The sequence below is a fragment of the Bacteroidales bacterium MB20-C3-3 genome, from assembly GCA_035609245.1.
GTDB lineage: Bacteria > Bacteroidota > Bacteroidia > Bacteroidales > UBA932 > Bact-08.
Window position 1 is genome coordinate 2,164,751 of sequence record CP141202.1, and the last position, 18,847, is coordinate 2,183,597.

At 43.3% G+C, this 18,847-nt stretch carries 16 protein-coding genes; 8 read left to right on the forward strand and 8 right to left on the reverse strand.

Translation table 11 applies throughout. The annotated features are described in order from the left end of the window. The first annotated feature begins 28 nt into the window (after positions 1-28). Complete coding sequence (locus tag U5907_09855; GenBank protein ID WRQ32874.1) at positions 29-1,630, forward strand: beta-N-acetylhexosaminidase; 1,602 nt, start codon at positions 29-31, stop codon at positions 1,628-1,630. Here the strand turns inward: U5907_09855 and U5907_09860 are convergent. From U5907_09860 to U5907_09870, 3 genes are all read right to left on the reverse strand, one after another. Further along, on the reverse strand, positions 1,627-4,203 hold the full coding sequence (locus tag U5907_09860) for a M14 family zinc carboxypeptidase (protein WRQ32875.1): 2,577 nt from the start codon (positions 4,201-4,203) through the stop codon (positions 1,627-1,629). The two genes, U5907_09855 and U5907_09860, sit on opposite strands and share 4 nt — an antisense overlap. Before the next feature lie 13 nt (positions 4,204-4,216). Further along, on the reverse strand, positions 4,217-5,689 hold the full coding sequence (locus U5907_09865; GenBank protein ID WRQ32876.1) for a PAS domain-containing sensor histidine kinase: 1,473 nt from the start codon (positions 5,687-5,689) through the stop codon (positions 4,217-4,219). A gap of 61 nt (positions 5,690-5,750) precedes the next feature. Then, the gene (locus tag U5907_09870) at positions 5,751-6,632 is read right to left on the reverse strand and encodes a creatininase family protein (protein WRQ32877.1); all 882 of its coding nucleotides are present in this window, start codon (positions 6,630-6,632) and stop codon (positions 5,751-5,753) included. A 728-nt stretch (positions 6,633-7,360) separates the two neighbouring features. On the opposite strand from U5907_09870, the gene U5907_09875 reads away from it, so the two are divergent. From U5907_09875 to U5907_09890, 4 genes are all read left to right on the forward strand, one after another. Then, the gene (locus U5907_09875; protein ID WRQ32878.1) at positions 7,361-7,798 is read left to right on the forward strand and encodes a hypothetical protein; all 438 of its coding nucleotides are present in this window, start codon (positions 7,361-7,363) and stop codon (positions 7,796-7,798) included. Further along, entirely contained in the window at positions 7,795-8,655 is an 861-nt protein-coding gene (locus U5907_09880; protein WRQ34098.1) for an IS3 family transposase, read from the forward strand. The genes U5907_09875 and U5907_09880 overlap by 4 nt, the downstream gene beginning before the upstream one ends. Positions 8,656-9,158: 503 nt before the next feature. Beyond that, positions 9,159-10,046: an SPFH domain-containing protein gene (locus tag U5907_09885; protein ID WRQ32879.1), complete on the forward strand. Its 888-nt coding sequence runs from the start codon at positions 9,159-9,161 to the stop codon at positions 10,044-10,046. Positions 10,047-10,086: 40 nt separating this feature from the next. Next, positions 10,087-11,160 (forward strand): nitronate monooxygenase family protein, encoded by a 1,074-nt coding sequence (locus tag U5907_09890; GenBank protein WRQ32880.1) that lies wholly within the window; start codon positions 10,087-10,089, stop codon positions 11,158-11,160. Positions 11,161-11,354: 194 nt separating this feature from the next. On the opposite strand, the gene U5907_09895 is transcribed toward U5907_09890, so the two are convergent. From U5907_09895 to U5907_09915, 5 genes are read right to left on the reverse strand one after another with little or no spacing between them, the layout of a single operon-like run. Then, on the reverse strand, positions 11,355-12,434 hold the full coding sequence (locus U5907_09895; protein ID WRQ32881.1) for a DUF1295 domain-containing protein: 1,080 nt from the start codon (positions 12,432-12,434) through the stop codon (positions 11,355-11,357). Beyond that, a complete protein-coding gene (locus tag U5907_09900) occupies positions 12,431-13,558 on the reverse strand; it encodes a HAMP domain-containing sensor histidine kinase (GenBank protein ID WRQ32882.1) in 1,128 nt (375 codons plus the stop codon). The genes U5907_09895 and U5907_09900 overlap by 4 nt, the downstream gene beginning before the upstream one ends. After that, positions 13,536-14,198 carry a B12-binding domain-containing protein gene (locus U5907_09905; protein ID WRQ32883.1) on the reverse strand — a complete coding sequence of 221 codons (663 nt, stop codon included), beginning with the start codon at positions 14,196-14,198 and terminating at the stop codon, positions 13,536-13,538. Before U5907_09905 ends, U5907_09900 begins: the two co-directional genes overlap by 23 nt. 38 nt (positions 14,199-14,236) lie before the next feature. Continuing rightward, positions 14,237-15,433 carry a PAS domain-containing protein gene (locus U5907_09910; protein ID WRQ32884.1) on the reverse strand — a complete coding sequence of 399 codons (1,197 nt, stop codon included), beginning with the start codon at positions 15,431-15,433 and terminating at the stop codon, positions 14,237-14,239. 29 nt (positions 15,434-15,462) lie between these two features. Then, complete coding sequence (locus U5907_09915) at positions 15,463-15,945, reverse strand: YciI family protein (GenBank protein ID WRQ32885.1); 483 nt, start codon at positions 15,943-15,945, stop codon at positions 15,463-15,465. Between the two features lie 72 nt (positions 15,946-16,017). Between U5907_09915 and U5907_09920 the strand changes: the two genes are divergently transcribed. The 3 genes from U5907_09920 to U5907_09930 all read left to right on the forward strand — a co-directional run bounded on the left by U5907_09920 (position 16,018) and on the right by U5907_09930 (position 18,847). Next, on the forward strand, positions 16,018-16,500 hold the full coding sequence (locus U5907_09920; GenBank protein WRQ32886.1) for a DUF456 domain-containing protein: 483 nt from the start codon (positions 16,018-16,020) through the stop codon (positions 16,498-16,500). Positions 16,501-16,801: 301 nt separating this feature from the next. Then, entirely contained in the window at positions 16,802-17,464 is a 663-nt protein-coding gene (locus U5907_09925) for a TetR/AcrR family transcriptional regulator (protein WRQ32887.1), read from the forward strand. Positions 17,465-17,506: 42 nt separating this feature from the next. After that, on the forward strand, positions 17,507-18,847 hold the full coding sequence (locus U5907_09930; GenBank protein WRQ32888.1) for a hypothetical protein: 1,341 nt from the start codon (positions 17,507-17,509) through the stop codon (positions 18,845-18,847).

Sequence of the window (18,847 nt, forward strand, 5' to 3'; positions counted from 1 at the left end):
GGTTATGAAGAATCTAAAAATCAAATTAATGAGCATTGGTGTAACAGCGATTGCACTAATGGGATTTTCATCTGCTTACGGATTATCAGGTATTGTCCCTCAGCCTGTCTCTCAGATTCAGGGCAAGGGTACATTTTCTATAACCAAAGAGACTAAGTTTTTGTTCAATTTTTCAGGAAATCACAGGGATAATATATTTAATGTAATTTCCTCTCACTTTATGAGATTTTATGGTATTCAGGCTGCCTCACCTGCTTTTACTGAAAAGTATGTAAAGGGATCTGTATGTTTCATTTTAGATGAGAAGTCAGGAATTGCTCCTGAGGGTTACAGACTGGATATTGACAAATCAGGGATAAAGGCTGTTGCCTCAACATTCAACGGACTCTTTTATGCTGCTCAATCTCTGACTCAGCTTATGCCTGCAGAAGAGAAGAGAATGGAGAGTATTACGGTTGATGCAGTTAAAATTCAGGATGCACCAAGATTTCCGTGGAGAGGACTTCATCTTGATGTTTGCCGTCACTTTATGCCAAAACAATTTGTGCTGAGGTATATTGATTATATGGCAATGCATAAGTTCAATACATTTCATTTCCATTTAACCGAGGATCAGGGATGGAGAATTGAGATTAAAAAATATCCAAAACTAACTGAGATAGGATCAAAGAGAAAAGAGACTCTTATTGGCAGAAATTTTGGCCCTGATGCAAAGTTTGATGGTAAGCCTCACGGTGGATTTTATACTCAGGAGGATATAAAAGAGATTGTAGACTATGCAGCAAAAAGATATATTACGGTTGTCCCTGAGATAGAGATGCCGGGTCACGCCCTGGCAGCTCTTGCCTCCTATCCGGAACTGGGTTGTACAGGAGGTCCGTATGAGACTGCTACAAAATGGGGTGTCTTTAATGACATAATATGTGCAGGTAAAGAGAGCACATTTGAGTTTCTTCAGGGGGTGCTAGATGAGGTAATTGAACTTTTCCCCTCTAAACTTATCCATATTGGAGGAGATGAGGCACCCAAACATAACTGGAAGGAGTGTCCTCTTTGTCAGGAGAGGATAAAAAAGGAGGGGCTTAAAGATGAGCACGAACTCCAGAGCTGGTTTATTACCAGAATTGAGAAATACCTCAATTCAAAGGGGAGAAATATAATAGGCTGGGATGAAATTCTTGAAGGCGGGCTTGCTCCAAATGCGGCAGTAATGTCGTGGAGAGGAGAGGCAGGCGGCATAGAGGCAGCAAAATCGGGCCATTATGTAGTAATGTCTCCCGGCTCACACTGCTATCTGGACCACTATCAGGCAGATCCTGCATCACAACCACTTGCAATAGGGGGCTTTACATCGCTTGCTAAGATTTACTCTTACGAACCTGTTCCGGCCGCACTGAACGCAGACGAGGCAAAATATATTATGGGGGCCCAGGGGAATGTATGGACCGAATATATGCCAAATTCCGCCCATGTGGAGTATATGGTATATCCAAGAGCAGCGGCCCTCAGTGAGGTGGTCTGGTCACCTAAAGAGAGCCGCAACTATGATTCATTTAAGGAGAGGATGAAGAGTATGGTTCTTCGTTACTATACATACGGAATAAACTTCTCCAGGGTAGAGTTTTTCTAAAGTGAAACAGCCGGAAGGAGTTCCCTGTAAAAAACTGAATTCAGAAATATCCGGGTACTGCCGTGCCAGTAGCCTCGGAACGAAGGGTCGTCCGCCAGAATTACTATGCCTCTTCCTGTAAGTATAGCAGGGGTGTCAGAAAATATACCTTTATACCTCTTCTGCAGGAATCCGCTTAAAAGAGGCTCTTTTGTATACCTTGCGGGTACGGCAAATCTGTTTTTAGGCTCTGCAAAAACAACATCTCTGCTTTTGAAAAGTGGGAGGGATTCGCTCTCAATTCCGTAAGAGACCGGACTTGTTTTGTCCAGTGATGCCTCCAGAATTATTCCGTTCACCCTGGAGGCACCCCTCTGCTCCTGAAAATGTTCGTAAGTACCATCTGCAATTTTGAAGGTATCTCTCTTCTCTGTAACAATTTTAATATTTGCCAGCCCCAATTCGTTAACAGTTCTTAATGCTGAGCCAATAGCTATTAAGGTATTTCCAGTCTCTCCATTCCAGCTTGAAAGCCTGTTTTTAATCGTCTGGCTAATTTGAATATTACCTGTAAAAACTATGACATTGTATTTTGAGAGATCTCCCGGAGACTCTGCATCAATAAGTGAGACAGGTATCCCCAGCCTGTAATCAAACAGATGCCATATCTCACCAACTGTGCCGTATGATGCACCTCTGCCGGTAATAACTGCAACAGATGGTTTTGATATAACTCTGAAGTGGTTACTTCCCGGATCTGTATCCCCTTCACTCTGGCCGGCACTGCAACTGAAGGCTTTAATTCCGGCTCCTCTGTACTTTTTCAGAGCATCAATCAAAATAGAGTTTAATTTATCAGCCGGTATCTTTTGCTGGGCAACCGGAATCATCAGAGTACCTCTGTTAAATTGCCTCTCGCTGCCATTTGCTTTGTAACTAAATGGTTTATCGGCAACCTTTACGATAACTCCGTTGTCTAAAAGCCGGTATATCAAACTATATGAGTAGAGGTCCGATGTCTCCACAAGGTACATATATCTGCTAACACCGGGCATATCCATATTTGCCATCCTGTCAAATTCACTATCTCCTGTAACAGGTTTCCCAAGAAGAGATGAGCTCTCCTTAACCTCGGCATAAGAGATATTCATTGCCAGTGGTACTGTCCATGCAGATATGTCGTAAAATGTCGTATCCCTGAATGTTAGATTTCTTTCAAAGATGGTTCTTACAACTGAGTATTGTTGCTGCTGAACCGGAACAATCCATGAGTTGCCGGGGGTAAATGTTTTTCCGTTAATTTTAACCTCCTTCGAAATATTATAAACTCTAATATCGTGAGCTCTCAGCATCCTGTAAAGCTCCCGACTGAGTGAAATATCACCTTCTGAACCAAATATATACCCCTGAACTAAATCCTTCTCTGCCATCCTCTTTCTCTCGGCAAAAAAGTTCCTCTGATAATCCATAAGTTCGCCCCTCATCTCCACTCCCGCTTTCAGGGCACTGAACGAGTTAAAAACCTGGTTGCGGACATTGTCAGAGAGTGTCACAACAATACCATTTCTCTCCCTTGCAACACCTCTTGGATTGGGCTGTTCATAAAGGATGCCTATTGCTCCCGATAGGTCCGGCAGGGTAGAGCCTTTGCCGGTATAGAAGTCATCAAAATCCTCTTTTGAGAAATGCATGGTTCCTATCTCTCCAAAGAGCTCCGAGTGGTAAGCCGATATCTTCTTTGTGAGCAGCCAGTTTTGGTCAGGAATGAGAGGATTTGTACTGTTTCTGATTCCCGGTGAGAAGAATGTCCCATTAGCGTTCCCCTGTTCGTGAAAGTCGTTTACCATTGCAGGGAGCCATTTGTAAAACAGGTCAAGTCTTGAGCGGCTCTCCGGATGTTGAGCGAGCAGCCAGTCTCTGTTCAGGTCAAACCAGTAGTGGTTTGAGCGACTGCTTGGGGCGGGCTCTCGGAACTCCCTTGAGTTTTCGTCACTATTGCCTGCAAGTGAGAGGTTTGAATTCACCCAGCCGGCATACCTCTGACCTCCATCGGGATTAATTGAGGGTTGAAGAATAACTATAGTTTTCTCCAGCATATCTGTAATAATTTTGTCCTCCGAGGCTGCCAGGGCATAGGCGAAAATTACAGATGCGTTCATACCTGTTGCTTCGTTTCCGTGAACACTATAGCCAAACCAGTTAACCACCGGCATCTGATCCGGATTTAGCTTTGATGATTGAGATGGGTCCGCAATTTTAAGACGCTCAGTGCGGATACTCTCCAGGTTTTCAAGATTTTCCGGAGTGCTTATTGTAAGATAGATGATTGGGTTTTTCTCATAAGTATATCCCTGTTCAATAATTTTTACCCTTGGTGACAGCTCCGCCAATCTTCTCATGTAAATGAGAACCTGGTCGTAAGTTATATGTCTCTCGCCGCTCTTAAATCCCAGAACCTTTTCAGGAGCAGGGATTTTGCTGTTAAAGTTTTCAACTCCTTCAGGCATATACCAGATAAGCTCTTTTCCCTGAGCATAATTAAATCCATATGCTGTAATTAAAAACAGCAAACACATTAGGGCCCTTTTCATCATATCTATTATTTGATTATTTAATATTTACCGGGAGAGAAAATGAAAATTCACTACCCTCACCAAATTTACTCTTTACCTTAATCTCTCCACCCATTAGATTGATATATGCCTTGGCGATTGAGAGTCCTAAACCTGAACCCTCGTAACCTCTGTTAAGGTTTATATCACCCTGAGTGAAGACATTGAAAATATTATTGATAAACTCATTTTTAATCCCAATACCGGTGTCTTTTACGCAGAAATGAACCTTGCCATCTGCTACTTTGCAATCCAGTAATGCGTACCCTCTCTCTGTAAATTTAAATGCATTCGAAAGCAGATTACCAATAACCTGAAGAAGTTTGGATTCATCAGTTATTATAACAACATCCTCTTCAGGAGCGTTTATAACGAAGTCAACACCCTTCTCATGAGCAAAAACCAGGTAATTCTCATAAATGTTTTGCAAAAGAAGCTTAAGAGAGACATCGGAGTAAATACACCTCTCCTGTCCTGTCTGTAAAGAGGAGATGCTGATTATATCTGTAATTATTCCAAGGAGTCTTCTTCCGCTTATAGTAACTATTTTAATATAATCCTCTCTGCTTATGCTGTCTGTTTCAGGGTCATTTATAAGCTCAAGAAATCCCAGAATAGAATTTAAAGGGGTCCTGATTTCGTGTGAAATATTTTGCAGGAAGGCAGTCTTAAGTCTGTCGGCATCCTGGGCTCTCTCAGTTGCTTTTATTAGTTCACTCTCCCTCTCTCTCTGCTCTGTAAGATCAACTCCAATACCTGCAAGATATTGTTTCCCCTCAATCTCCACACCGCTTGCAGTAAAATACATTGGAATTCTCTCTCCATCCTTTCTCCTGAGCAGTGCCTCCACCTCTCCAAATCCCTCTTCAAAGGCTTGTCTGATACCCTCCTTTATTATCTCAGTACTTTTTGGATCATCTTTAAACCAATCCATAACATGTTTTCCGGCAATCTCCTCCTGGCTGTAGCGGGTTAGCTGCTGATGCTTTTTATTCCATCTAACCAGATTACCATCAGAATCGTAGAGGTAAATCATCCCGGGGACTGCTTCAAAGATGGCCTCCATAATCATGTTGTTACGCATCAGTGATTCGGCATCCTTTTTCCTTTCAGATATGTCCCTTGTAATAAAAATAAACCCTGAAATTTCTCCCTCAATATCTCTGATGACATTGTTATTTATCTCAAGGTTGAAACTCTCCCCATCAACTCTTACTCCTGTGTACTCCTTTGCACCTCCGTTGTCTCCCCGGAGCATCATGGCAATGCATTCGTAAACAAGCTCATGCTCCTTAACATCAATAAAATTTAATACATTCAAACCCTCAACCTCTGAATGGCATTTAAATCCAAACATATTTACTGCACTTTGTGATGCTCTCACAACTAAACCTTTAAGGTCTGTGACAACAATACCATCCGGAGATGCCTCTAGAATTGAGAGGTTTAAGAAAGAGTCGTTAATCATTTAGGTAAAGAGATGGGTATTCTATTCCAAATATAACAAAAATAAAGATAGATAGTATACGCTATTTGCCAGTTGTTTGTCTCCAGAACTCCTTCTGCAGGTGCATTGTTGCATTGTCCTCCTTAACGGTTTTTATGACGCGGCTTAGTTGCTCGATTCTCTGCTCAATTATGACTTTTCCCAGCTCCTCAGTGGCACCTGTAGCATCTCCTGCATAGTGATTAGGGTATTTTGAATACCACCATATTGCTGTATAGGCATTTGGAAGAGTAAGTCTGTTTTTGTCCGCTCCCGATTCATCTCCGGCACGTTCCATCTTTACCAGATCCGGCCTCACTACCAGCATTGTGGCACTCTCCCCCTCGTCGGCATGACCACCGGTAGTGCTTTTTCTCATAGAGGCGATGGTTTTCTGAGTATCGGCATCAACAGATGGGGTAAAGAGATAGACCGAATACTCCCTCTCCTTTGCCAGCTGTGTCTGGCAGAAATACTGCAAAAAATATGTGTTTCCGCCGTGGCCATTTACAAATATTATCTTTTTGAATCCGTTTCTGGAGATCTCCATACATGTCTCCTCCAGCATTTTGTACAACATATCCGGACTGTAGGCAATTGTTCCCGGCTGGTGCATAGCCTCATAAATCTGCCCCGCAAAATAGAATGGGAAAACTACTGCGTACTCCTTTCCCGCAGCTTGCAGCGATGTATGCCTGGATGTGAAAACATCGGTCCCCAACGGCAGATGCTGCCCATGCTTCTCAATCACACCCATAGGCACAATACAAACCCCCTCACTTCTCTCAACCGCATATCTGAACTCAGCCGATGTAAGCTCCTCCCAGGCGGATGAGAGATTTTGAGCACTCATTTTTGTAGCGGAAATTAAAACTATACAGAATGAAAGTGTTAAAATGCGCAGATTTAGAACTGAAGTTTTCATAGTAGGTGGATTTAGGTTTATGTGAGGTCTACAAATTTAGTAAAAATCATTACATCCTGCCGCGTCTGCTGCCACATCCTGCTTCAGTCTGCTGTGGCATCCTTCCCCAGTGTACTGCTGTCCCCTACCTGAATCACCCGCAGCCCCTCCGGAACTTTTCCTCCTCGCTCACTTCGTTCGCTGTGGCGGATGTTCCTTCGCTCAAAGACCTGCTCCTCATCCCTACCTGAATCACCCGCAGCCCCTCTGGAACTTTTCCTCCTCGCTCTCTTCGTTCGCTGTGGCGGAGGTTCCTTCGTGTCTCGGTTGATTCAGGTAGGGACATGACAGATAAACCGGCCGGGAACCGGCCGTGTAAACTGCGGAGCACCTTATATACTTGGCGGGAGGTTTGACAGGGATATTTGCTTATCTAACAGGTAGTTAGGTGTTTAAAAATTGGTTTTTTAAAAACTTTTTCAAAAAGCAATTTGCAATTGCTTCTTTTTTAAGCACATAAACGAATATCCCTGTCAACCTACCCGCCCGCCCGGCCTGAGTTGGCCATTCGGCAGTTGATTTTTGCGAAACCCGTGCGGTTCTAAGTCTCAGATTATCAATGTATAGACAACCCACCTGTCAGGTGACCTGACAGGTGGATTGCTTATGTTTAGGTAATCAGTGTGTTACAGCGGTGTGGGTATATAGTGTGCCGTCCTGAAATAGGTTGACTCAAAAACTCAATTTTTATGAAAAAATTTACAGTCGAGGATGAGCAATCAATTTTTCAGAGAAAGCTCGAACAATTTCAACGCAGGATAGTCTCTGCAGTAGAGCACAAACGGATGACAATGCGAGATGTGATCCAGAAGTACAACATCAAAGATGAAGAGACGATATTACAATGGATGAGAAAATATGGTATTTTTAATCCTGATTACACAATCATTCATACCATGAAAAATGCCGGTGATCCCAGTAATGTCAAGCGTTTGAAAGATCAGCTCAAGGCTAAGGAAGATGAGAACGAGCGGATGCGAAAGGAGATATTTCTTCTCAAGCAAAAGGGTATTATGTTCGACGCTATCGTGCAGGTAGTCAAAGAAGATTACAACATTGACCTGTTAAAAAAAGTTATGCCCGGGCAGTCGACACCTACATCTCCAAAGGGGGACAAGGAGGAATAGTTTTTGGGTGCAGATTACTCGGGAAAACAAAACAAGCCTATTATAAACACAAGAAAAGTCTGAAGACAAAGAAGGTTCAGGCCTTCGTAGCGATATCGCTGGTTAAAAGCCAGCGGGAGTCATTACCACGAATAGGAACAAAGAAGCTACACCACATGCTTTCTCAACCATTAAAAGAAATCAAAATTGGAAGAGATAAGCTGAACGAGATTATTAAGGCCAACGGGATGTTGGTTCCTCCTCTAAGGCAATACAAAATAACAACAAACTCAAGACATCACTTTCCAAAATACAAGGATCTTGTTACCGGAACCAGAATTTTTCAACCAGAACAGGTGTGGGTTGGAGATATAACATACATCAATGCAAAGGATAAATACTACTACCTGTCAATGATTACTGACGCTTATTCGAAGAAGATTATGGGCTATTGCATTGATGAAAATATGAATGTAGAGTTAGTTATCAAGGCACTGGCAATGGCTTTTAATAACAGACAATATCAGACCAAGCTCACCCATCATACAGACCGGGGGTCTCAATATTGCTGCAAAGCATACCAGGAAAAATTAAGAAGAATGAGTGTCATTACAAGTATGACTGAAAACAGCGACCCTTATACCAATGCAATCGCAGAGAGAGTTAACGGGATAATCAAACATGAGTTCCTCATTGATGGCCAGCATCACTCTTTGCTTGAGTTAAAACTACTACTTGCTCAAGCAGTCCATTCTTATAACCACCTCAGACCTCACTTATCATGTCACATGTTAACACCAGACAACATGCACAATCAGAGACAATTAAGAAGGATAGAGTATCGAAACAAATTCCTAAACAAAAAAATCAAAGTCTGAATGAACTCGTTTACTTATATTTGTTAAAATCAGTCAACCTATTTCAGGACGGCACATAGTTTACTTCTGATCTTTGATATGGGAAACTTTAGGTCAAACCAATTCTGCTGCGGAACGGAGGCGGCGAATAGAGTTACCGTTATAATTACGATTCATACAGCCGCCTGACGGATGGCATACACAGCGGTTCAAACAACGAACAGGGGATAACCTACGACTCCAATGGTAACATAACCGCCCTAACCAGAACAGGGATACAACCTGCAGCAATGACATACAGCTACTCTGTAGCTCTTGCCTCAGAGGAAAAGTGTCAAACAATTGATAAATAAAGTATTGTGGAAAATTGTAAAAAACTACATGTGACAGATTCTTAAGTGTTTGACACTTTTCCTCTGAGGCGAGAGGAGGCGAGATGCGGCCTAGAGACAAAGCGAGAGTAATTGTGTCTGTTTTTTCCGTACCTTTCGTTTCTAATATAAATTCACAAAACAATTTCTACAATGAACTACTGGTATTTTATTATTCCCATTGTGCTGCTGATACTTGCAGCCGGGATCAGGATCGTCAGGCCTACTCAGAGGGGGCTTATTGAGAGACTTGGTAAATACAACAGGTTTGCAATGCCTGGTTTTCACTGGATAATTCCAATAATTGACAGAATATATGTGGTAAATGTGACAGAACAGATGGTGGATGCGGAGCCACAGGAGATCATTACCAATGATAACCTGAATGCAAGCGTGGATGCTCAGGTCTATTTCAGGGTTAAGTCTGATGAGGAGAGCGTTAAGGGCTCAATCTATAATGTTAACAACTTTAAGTGGCAGATCGTTAACCTGGCAAGGACTACATTGCGTAATATAATCGGTACACTTACACTTAAATCGGCAAACAGCGAGAGGGGTAAAATCAATGCTGAGCTATACAAGACTTTGCATACTGAGACAAAGGACTGGGGTATTGAGATAGTAAGAACTGAACTTAAGCAGATTGACCCGCCAAAGGATGTTCAGGAGACTATGAACAAGGTTGTTAAGGCCGAGAATGAGAAGATTGCCGCAGTAGATTCGGCTACGGCTGCCGAGACTGTTGCCGATGGTATCAAGAGGGCAAAGATTAAAGAGGCAGAGGGGGTTAAGCAATCAAAAATTCTTAATGCCGAGGGTGACGCTGAAGCAATCAGGCTGGTTAACGAAGCTGCGGATAAATATTTTGTGGGGAATGCTCAGTTGTTGAAAAAACTGGAGACACTTGAGGCTTCCCTTGAGAAAAACTCAAAAATTATTATCCCTGCAGGCTCTGAGATAGTGAATGTTATTGGTGAGATGGCCGGTGTTTTACCACTTGAGAGGAGAGAAAACGCTCCGGAGAAGCGAGAAAAAAGATAAAGTGTAATTATTTTGCACTATCTTGCCGGGAAAAAATTGAATGAACAATTTCTCTATTGGTAACCTTAATTTGTCTGTCCCTATAGTGCAGGGAGGAATGGGTGTTGGTATTTCTTTGAATGGTCTGGCAGCTGCTGTGGCGAACGAAGGTGGCGTGGGTGTAATTTCATGTGCCGGAATAGGGCTTCTCTATAAACAGATGTCAAAAGATTTTGCTGAGGCTTCAATACTTGGACTCAGAGAAGAACTCAGACTCGCTAAAGAGAAGGCAAAAGGGGTCATCGGTGTAAATATAATGGTGGCACTTACAAATTTTGCCGATATGGTAAAGACTGCAATCGCCTCCAAGGCCGATGTGATTTTTTCCGGTGCCGGGCTTCCGCTCGATCTCCCTTCATTTCTCACGAAAGACTCACAGACAAAGCTGGTTCCCATTGTCTCCTCAGCAAGGGCTGCACTCATTATTTGCGAGAAATGGATTAAAAACTACAACTATATTCCGGACGCTATAGTTCTTGAGGGACCTAAAGCTGGCGGACACTTGGGTTACAAAGAGAATCAGATTACTGACGAGAACTACTCACTGGAGCATCTGCTTCCTGAATTGGTTCAAACAATTAAGGTTGTGGAGGAGCAAAATAACTGCAAGATTCCTATTATTGCCGGTGGCGGAATATACGATGGAGAGGGGATGAAGAGAATCCTGGACATGGGTGCATCGGCAGTACAGATGGGCTCCATATTTGTTACAACTGAGGAGTGCGACGCCTCCACTGCTTTTAAAGAGGCATACATAAACGCAACTGAACAAGATGTTGAGATTATCAAAAGCCCGGTAGGTATGCCCGGCCGCGCCATCTTCAGCAAATTTATCCAGAGCGTGAAGGAGGGCCACGAAAAACCAAACGGCTGCCCTTACCACTGCATCAGAACATGCGACTACACAAAAAGTCCGTACTGCATCATAAAAGCTCTTTACAACGCTTACAAAGGAAACTTCTCAAAAGGGTACGCCTTTGCCGGCAGCAATGCCTTTAAGGCCGACAAAATCGTCACTGTCAAGGAGACCATCCGCAACCTGATGGAGGGTTTCCGTAAGGCATCGGCGGTGTAGATTTCTATTTATAAACGACATAATTTACACTTTTATTTGCTGACTATCAAGGCTTTCTGATACACCTCCCCGTTACACGGGGGCCCCTCCCTCCTCGGGCGCGAGGTATCTGAAAGCCTTGATAGTCAGCAAATGATTTACCTCAGGGGTAAATGGCCAAACGGCAGATAGTCAAGAGTATGATGTGCGGGTGGCTAATATACAAACGGAATAATTCTGTATTTAACCCTCTTTTTGTATTCGGTCCAGAGCTCACCGTATTTAGCGGCGCAACGGCGGTCATCATCCCATTCGCGGGTGAAGAGGAGAATTACATAGTAGAGTGGATATAGCCAGGGCCAGCCGATCTCAGGATAACCGGTTGCCAAAACAATACCTGAGGCCATAAGAATCTCTCCCAAGTAGTTAATATGTCTGGAGGCACCCCAGAAGCCATTTACAAGGAGGATGTTTTTGCCATCAGTTATGCTTTCAGGTTTAATCCATAAAAATCTCTTGTCAGGATCTTTCTTGAAGTGGTATTTCTGCATATTTGCTCCTCTTGCAAGTCCCCAGCCGGTTAAGAAAATTATGACAGGAAGAATGTAGTACAGTGAAGAGAGTCCGGGATCAGGCAGATGGACTGTTGACCAGAGCGGAATAGTGTAGAAGAATGGATAGAAGACCAGACATCCCCATCCAAGTTTGAATCCCACCCGCTCAGCAAATATATCATAAGTGTAGAGGTGTACCCTTTCAAAAAACATATACTCGGTGACAAACCATGTGAGCAGGAGAGTGGCGATAAGAATTCCGGGAGATGATAGTTCGCCAAAGGTTATGTTTTGGTGTGCGGCAAAGCTCAGAACATTCAGTTCCAGTAAAACAGCTCCAACCATATAGAGCCACATTTTAATATCTATTCTGCCTCTGTTTAAGGAGATGTTTTCGGCTCTGCCAAGAAAGATATCTGCAAGCAGATTTTTCCTAACCGGTTTATAACGAAAAACGACAACTGCCGAGAAAATCAATCCAAGCAAACAGGCACCTGCTAGTCCCTCCCATCTGTGAAGGTAAAGCCAGTTGTAAGGAAGGTCTCCGTAGTTGCCCAGAGAAAACCATATTGCTGCCGAGATTGCAAGAACAATCAGACCGTTAAGTCTGTAAATAACCTTTTCATCGCTTCCGGGACGGGTGATATATCCCTTAATCCACCTTGCCGGCAATACAACATGAAGAAATGTAATCCCGGCTATGATTATAAGCGGTGCCAAAAATCCCCATAGTGAGTTCATAGCTTTGGTATTGTAAATATAAATGTACTCCCTTTACCCTCTTCACTCTCTACCCAAATCTTCCCTTTATGAGCCTCTGCAAACTCTTTGCAAATCAGTAGTCCAAGTCCGGTCCCTGATTCATCTTCTGTTCCGCGGGTAGTATGTTGTCCGGCAAGATTCCATAATCTAACCTGATTTTCTGCAGATATTCCTGTTCCACTATCTTTTACAGATATTTTAAAGTTATTTCCGATATCTTCCAGTGATGTGACAATTTTACCCCCTCTGTACGAGAATTTTATTGCATTTGAAAGGAGGTTCCTCATTATAGTCTTGATCATATTTGGATCTGCAAAGATTTCAGCGTTTTCAGCTGCAGAGAGTTCTATCTCAATCTCCTTCTCCTCTGCCATACCTTTTACAGCACCTCTGACCTCTTCGCATATATCTTTGATCTTGACAGTTTGGGGTTTGCATTCAAGTTTGCCTCTTTGAGCCTTTGACCAGGTTAGAAGATCCTCTAAAAGAGCAAATGTTTGCCTGCTTGAATCTCTCATCATTGTCAGCTGCTCCTCAATCTCTTCCTGCTCCATATCCCTGAAGTTTTCAATCAGAAATTCCGAGAAGCCCAGCAGGGCGTTAAATGGGTTTTTAAGGTCGTGGGCCAGTATTGAGAAAAATTTATCTTTAGCAGCATTAGCCTCCTCCAGGAGAGACTTCTCTTTAACCAGCTGTCTCTGAAGTTTATTAATCTCTGAATTCAGATTATAGAGTAGTTTGTTCTGTTCGAGTAGTTGCTGAGTCTCTACCCCTCCAATAAATAGTATCTCATCACCTTTTTTGTAAAACCTTCCAAGTAGTGAGATGTTCTCTGTGTCAAAGCTCCCAAGAGTAACATAGCCATTATAGACCAAAGATTCGTCAGTCCTGTTGCTGACAATTCTTGAGAAGGGGGGATTAAGAAAATTTGCGGCAGGAGATAAAGAGGATCTAAAAGTTTTTTTAATTGTTTTATTGGCAAAGATGAGCTCCCCGCTCTCTTTGAAAAGGGCAATATAGATTGAGGGGCTCTCTGCAATTGATAGTTTGAACTCCTCTCTCCACTGCGTAAGGATTGTGCTAATTAGACCTATCTTTCTCATAATGAGATTGCTTAAGGAAGTTTTCCAGGGCCGGAAGATCCTTCAGGTAGAGAACCCCTGTGTGTTTCATCATAAGATCTTTTCCATCTTCAATAAGCCCCTGGCCTCCAACTAAAATGGGCATCTCCGGAATACGCTCCCTTATTTTTGAGATTGTCTTCTCAAGGTTTCTTATGTGCAGGTTTATACTCATTGAGAGGCCAATAATTGTAGGATTAATCCGGGAAATAAAATCCAAAAGCTCATCCATAGGGGTGTTTGCACCCAGAAAATGTGATGTCCAGCCATGTAATTCAAACATATCAGATACCATCTTGGCGCCAATCTGGTGTACCTCATCTTCAACAGAGGTTATTACCACAACCATCTTATTAGTGCCTGCATTTTTAATAATTCTGTAATAGAGATGACCCAGAAGTGTCTCAACAATTGCAGAGGCAAGATGTTCCGTTGCAACACTTATCTTGCCCTCTTCCCAGAGCTCTCCAACTTTATACATTGCAGGCTTTATTACTCCTTCGTAAATTGTAATAACATCAGTTCCCTCTTCAAGAAGTCTGTTGACAATCTCAAGTCCGGTACTCCTGTCTCCATTCAGTAAAACAGGAAGTAATTCTTCGCTTAAGCCCTGAATTTTCATAACCTTAAATTTTAATCATCTTCTAAGTTACAAAAAAATCATTCCCAATCCAGAAGTCTTCTCTCTCCCTCCAGTGCCCTGATACCGGTTACATCCTGACTAACCTCCAGAACCCCTCTGTACTCTCCCTCCTCGCTACTGACAGCAAAATACCTAATATGGATAAACTTCCCTCTGAGAGTAATCCAGAACTCGGCCTCATCCCTCTCACCGCTCCTGAATTTATTCACTATCTCCTCTACTATATGCAGGCTTTCCGGCGGGTGGCAGTTTCTTACATCCCTTCCAATCACTGCAGGTGAGCGGGGAAAGAAGCGATCCTTTGCCCTGTTGAAATACCTTACCTTATCATTCTCATCAACGTATGTTATATCCAGAGGCAGGGAATCAAAAATCATTGTAGCTCTTTGCAGGAACTGGTCTGAGATGGGTCCGCTCAGCTCTGTTGCCACCCTGTTTGCCTCTGAGGCCGATTTTTCTGATGGCGGGGTCGGCCTTTCAATAAATGGAAAAGTGTATTCAAAGCTCTGCCGGTGCATCTCGTCCCAATCATCTTTAGGTATTGTGCCGGCTGCGATAGGATAGACAATTATCTCCTCCTTCTGAATCATCCCGAACGCCCCAAAGTAGTAGTTCCCTATTGCCCGGTTGAGTGTCATCCACTCGCTCTGATCAGATTTTGCAAGGCCGATAAGCTCTTTTATCATCCGGCGGAGGTCGTCGTGAAGAGACCACATAACTTTGAGCGGTTTGTACTCCTTCCAGTGCTTTTCCAGATATGGAAAAAGAATATTCTCCTTTTTTACATAGTGAGGTTCAAATCCGGCAAAACTCTCCAGGTGGGGGAGAAGTTCGGCCTTCAGAGAGCCGAGTTCATCAAGTTCTCGCCCTTTGTAGGCTTTGAGGATCTTTTTCATTGTATTGAGGCGGAACTCAAATGCCCTGTTCTCAAGCATAAGATAGTACAAAAAAGTCCCCTCCTCCGGACGCTCCCACTCATATGCCTTCAGGTATTCGTACAGGACATTCAGAATTTTGTTGATATCCCTTTTTATTTCAGGGACAGTGATTCCCATCTGCATCTGGTACTCTTCCAGATAAAGCATGTCATAAGGGGTAATACCGTTGAGTGCCTCTTTATGTCTCTCAATAAGCTCCTTTCCATCTCCGCCGCTCATCATCCCGGTGGAGAATGCAATAAGGTGTTCTATCTTATTTCTGTCGCTTTTTATCATATATGTAGAAATTGCTAATTCTAAAATTTTTACGGATTGCTCTTTGCTATTTTTTCGTGGACTTCAAGATAGGCAGGGAGTGCTGCCGATCCGTACCAGGAAAACAGGTCGGCCTCAAAAACTCCCTCAGCTATGGCTCTGTCACCTTTGAGCATCTCCAGTGCCTCCTGATGGTCTGTTGTATTTAGTACAAATATTCCTCTATACTGTTTGTCGTTCTTTCCCATTGGGCCGGCAATGATAAGTTTGCCCTCGTCAGATAGTTTGTTAATGTTCTCCATGTGGCTTCTGAACAGCTCCGCAAGGAGAGCCTTGTCCTCCGTCTTATTAGGGCCGGTACGCAGAATCACGAAAGTGTAGCTCTTCATACCATAATCATCTGCACCATATTTTGCGGCAAGTGCAGGGTCGTATTTTATTTTCTCCTGGGAGGCTGCCGGAATATTTGTCCCAATTGTAATCAAAAGTGCAATTACAATTGGATGTATTGAAAATCGCCTGTTTTTTTTCATAAATTTACTTGCTGAAAGTTATATTTTCAGTTGAGTGTAAATATACTAAATCTGGCTTGAAAAAATACTCTTATGGGATTTGATATACTCTTAATAATTGCCGGCATTATATTACTTTTAGTTGCTTTTGCCGGTTGCTTTCTCCCGGTTCTTCCCGGGCCACCGCTCGCGTTTGGAGCACTTATCTTATTGCATTTTACAACTGTTACGGATGTCCCTTCCGAGGTGCTCTGGAGTATGGCCGGGCTTGCACTAATTGTCACAATTCTTGATTATGTTGTTCCGGTTTGGGGCACCAGAAAATTTGGAGGAAGCAAAGCTGGCGAGAGAGGTGCAATTGCCGGTGTTATTGTGGGACTCTTTCTGGGACCTTTAGGAATAATTCTTGCCCCTTTCTTTGGCGCCCTGGCCGGTGAACTACTCAGCGGCACCCCCGGCGATAAAGCATTCAGGTCTGCAATCGGCTCATTTATCGGATTTCTGCTAGGTGTGGGACTCAAGCTAATGGTTACCCTGGTGATCGCATTCTATTTCTTTAAGATCTGGTTATTCTGATTCGCTGTGGCGGAGGTTCCTTCGCTCAAAGATCTGATCCTCATCCCTACCTGAATCACCCGCAGCCCCTCAGGAACTTTTCCTCCTCGCTCACTTTGTTCGCTGTGGCGGAGGTTCCTTCGTGTCTCGTTTGATTCAGGTAGGAACATGGCAGATAAACCGGCTGTATAAACTGCGGAGCACCTTATATCCCTGTCAACCATGCCGGATGGCTAAGAAATGCGAAGCAACATTAAAGAAAAGTTACTAAAATTGTATATAATTACAAAATAAGTATATTTGTGGCGTAAAAGTAAGGTTTATGGTGAAAGTTACGAGGAGAGATGCTGAGATTCGTTTGACGGAGGCGGGTCATGAACTTTTTTGGAAATTCGGCTTCAAAAAAGTAACTGTGGAGGATGTGTGTAAAAAGGCGGGCGTTAGCAAGATGTCGTTTTACAGATATTATGAAAATAAGACCGAATTAGCCAAGCGGGTGCTGGATAATGTAATTTCTGATGGAATTGAAAAATTCCGTGAAATTATGACAGATGATGATACTGCTGTAAATAAGATGCATAGGTTTATTGATCTTAAGATAGAGGGGACAAACAATATTAGTAAGGAGTTTATTGCTGACATCTATGGAGATATGGGTTCTGAAATCCAGCAATATATGGCAAAGTTAACTGCTCATACTATAACCACTATGATTGAGGAGTTCAGAAATGCTCAATCAAGAGGTGTGTTTAATTCCAATTTCAAACCTGAGTTGCTATTCGCATTGAGTAATAGCTTTATAGAACTAATGAATAACCCAGTGCTAAATAAGCTATATGAAAATCCACAGGAAATTATTATTGAGATGGTAAATTTGATTTCTTATGGCATAGCTCCGTCCGGAGCCGAGTCCGGAGCCGAGTCCGGAGCCGAGTCCGGGGCCGAGTCTGCCTCAGAGGAAAAGTGTCAAAGGCCTGATAGATAACGCTATAGAGAAAAATGATGAATTTTATAACGTATTGATTATATGATGTTTGACACTTTTCCTCTGAGGCAAGTAGTTGTTGTGGTTGTGCTTGTGTTCTTGCTGCTGGCCGGAAATATTGCTTTTTGTCAGCAGATGCTGCAGGCGGATGCGCAGAATCCGCATACGCAGGTGCAGAATCAGCAGAGAACAGAGCTAAAATACCGCGGGCAATTTAGTACATGGGGTGGGTATGCGTCGGGATCTGAGTGGCCGGTTATGTTGGGGGCGAGGTATTTGCAGCAATTGAACCTGGAGGTGCCCATAAACAGGCGTACATTGGGGGGAGATTCCGGTGGCGGTTTTTGGGGAGGGCTCAGGTTTGATGCGGAGTTGGCGGGGAATGTGTATGGTAGTGGTGAGATTTTACCGTTTTATGAGGGGAGAGAGAGTTGGGATGCGAAATGGGATGGAAAGGTAAAACTATATCGTGGATGGGGAAGGGTCTCTACTGACAAGGCGGAGCTGAGGGTGGGGCTTCAGAAGATAAATTTTGGTTCAGCAATGATGCTGAGGCCTCTGATGTGGTTTGATTCTATGGATCCGAGGGACCCGTTGCAGATGACGGATGGTGTGTGGGGTGCCATGGGCCGATACTATTTTAATAATAATGCAAATGTTTGGTTATGGGGGCTGCTTGGAAATAGTTCAAGAAGGGCATTGGATGTGGTACCTTCTGACGGGGGTGTTCCCGAGTTTGGAGGAAGGGTGCAGGTTCCGGTGGGACGGGGTGAGATTGCATTTACTTTTCACAGGCGCAAAACCGATTTATCCGGAATCGGAGGGAGTTCTGTTATATCAGAAATAGGAGTGGGCTCAGAATTGGGTCCGGAATCTGAAAACAGATATGGCCTGGATATGAGGTTCGATTATGAGATAGGGTTCTGGCTGGAGGGGGTGTGGATAAACAGGCGGGGGACAACAAATACTATGTCAAATCAGTCAACTGCAAATTCGTTTTTTGAGTCGCAACTTCCGGTAAATCAGCGGATGGTTACAGTGGGGGCGGATTATACTTTTGGTCTGGGAAACGGGCTTGGTGTGGCGGTGGAGCATATGTGGGCGGAGGGGGCAAATTTATCGGCACTAAATGTAAATTATCCCCTTAATATGGAGAATAGTCTGAGCTGGATGTGTTACAGTGTGTGGGGAGGAGGCGGAGTTTATAATCTGGTAAGATGGAAGAGGATGTTGTCGTTTGGAGACCTTTATGTGACGGCTTTCGTAAATCCGGAAAATTCGGCTCTTCATGGATTTACCTTTCCGGGAATGGGTGGTGGGGTGAACACGCTATCGGGAAATGGAGTTCAAATAATGCTGGTAATTAATCATCAAACAAAATAG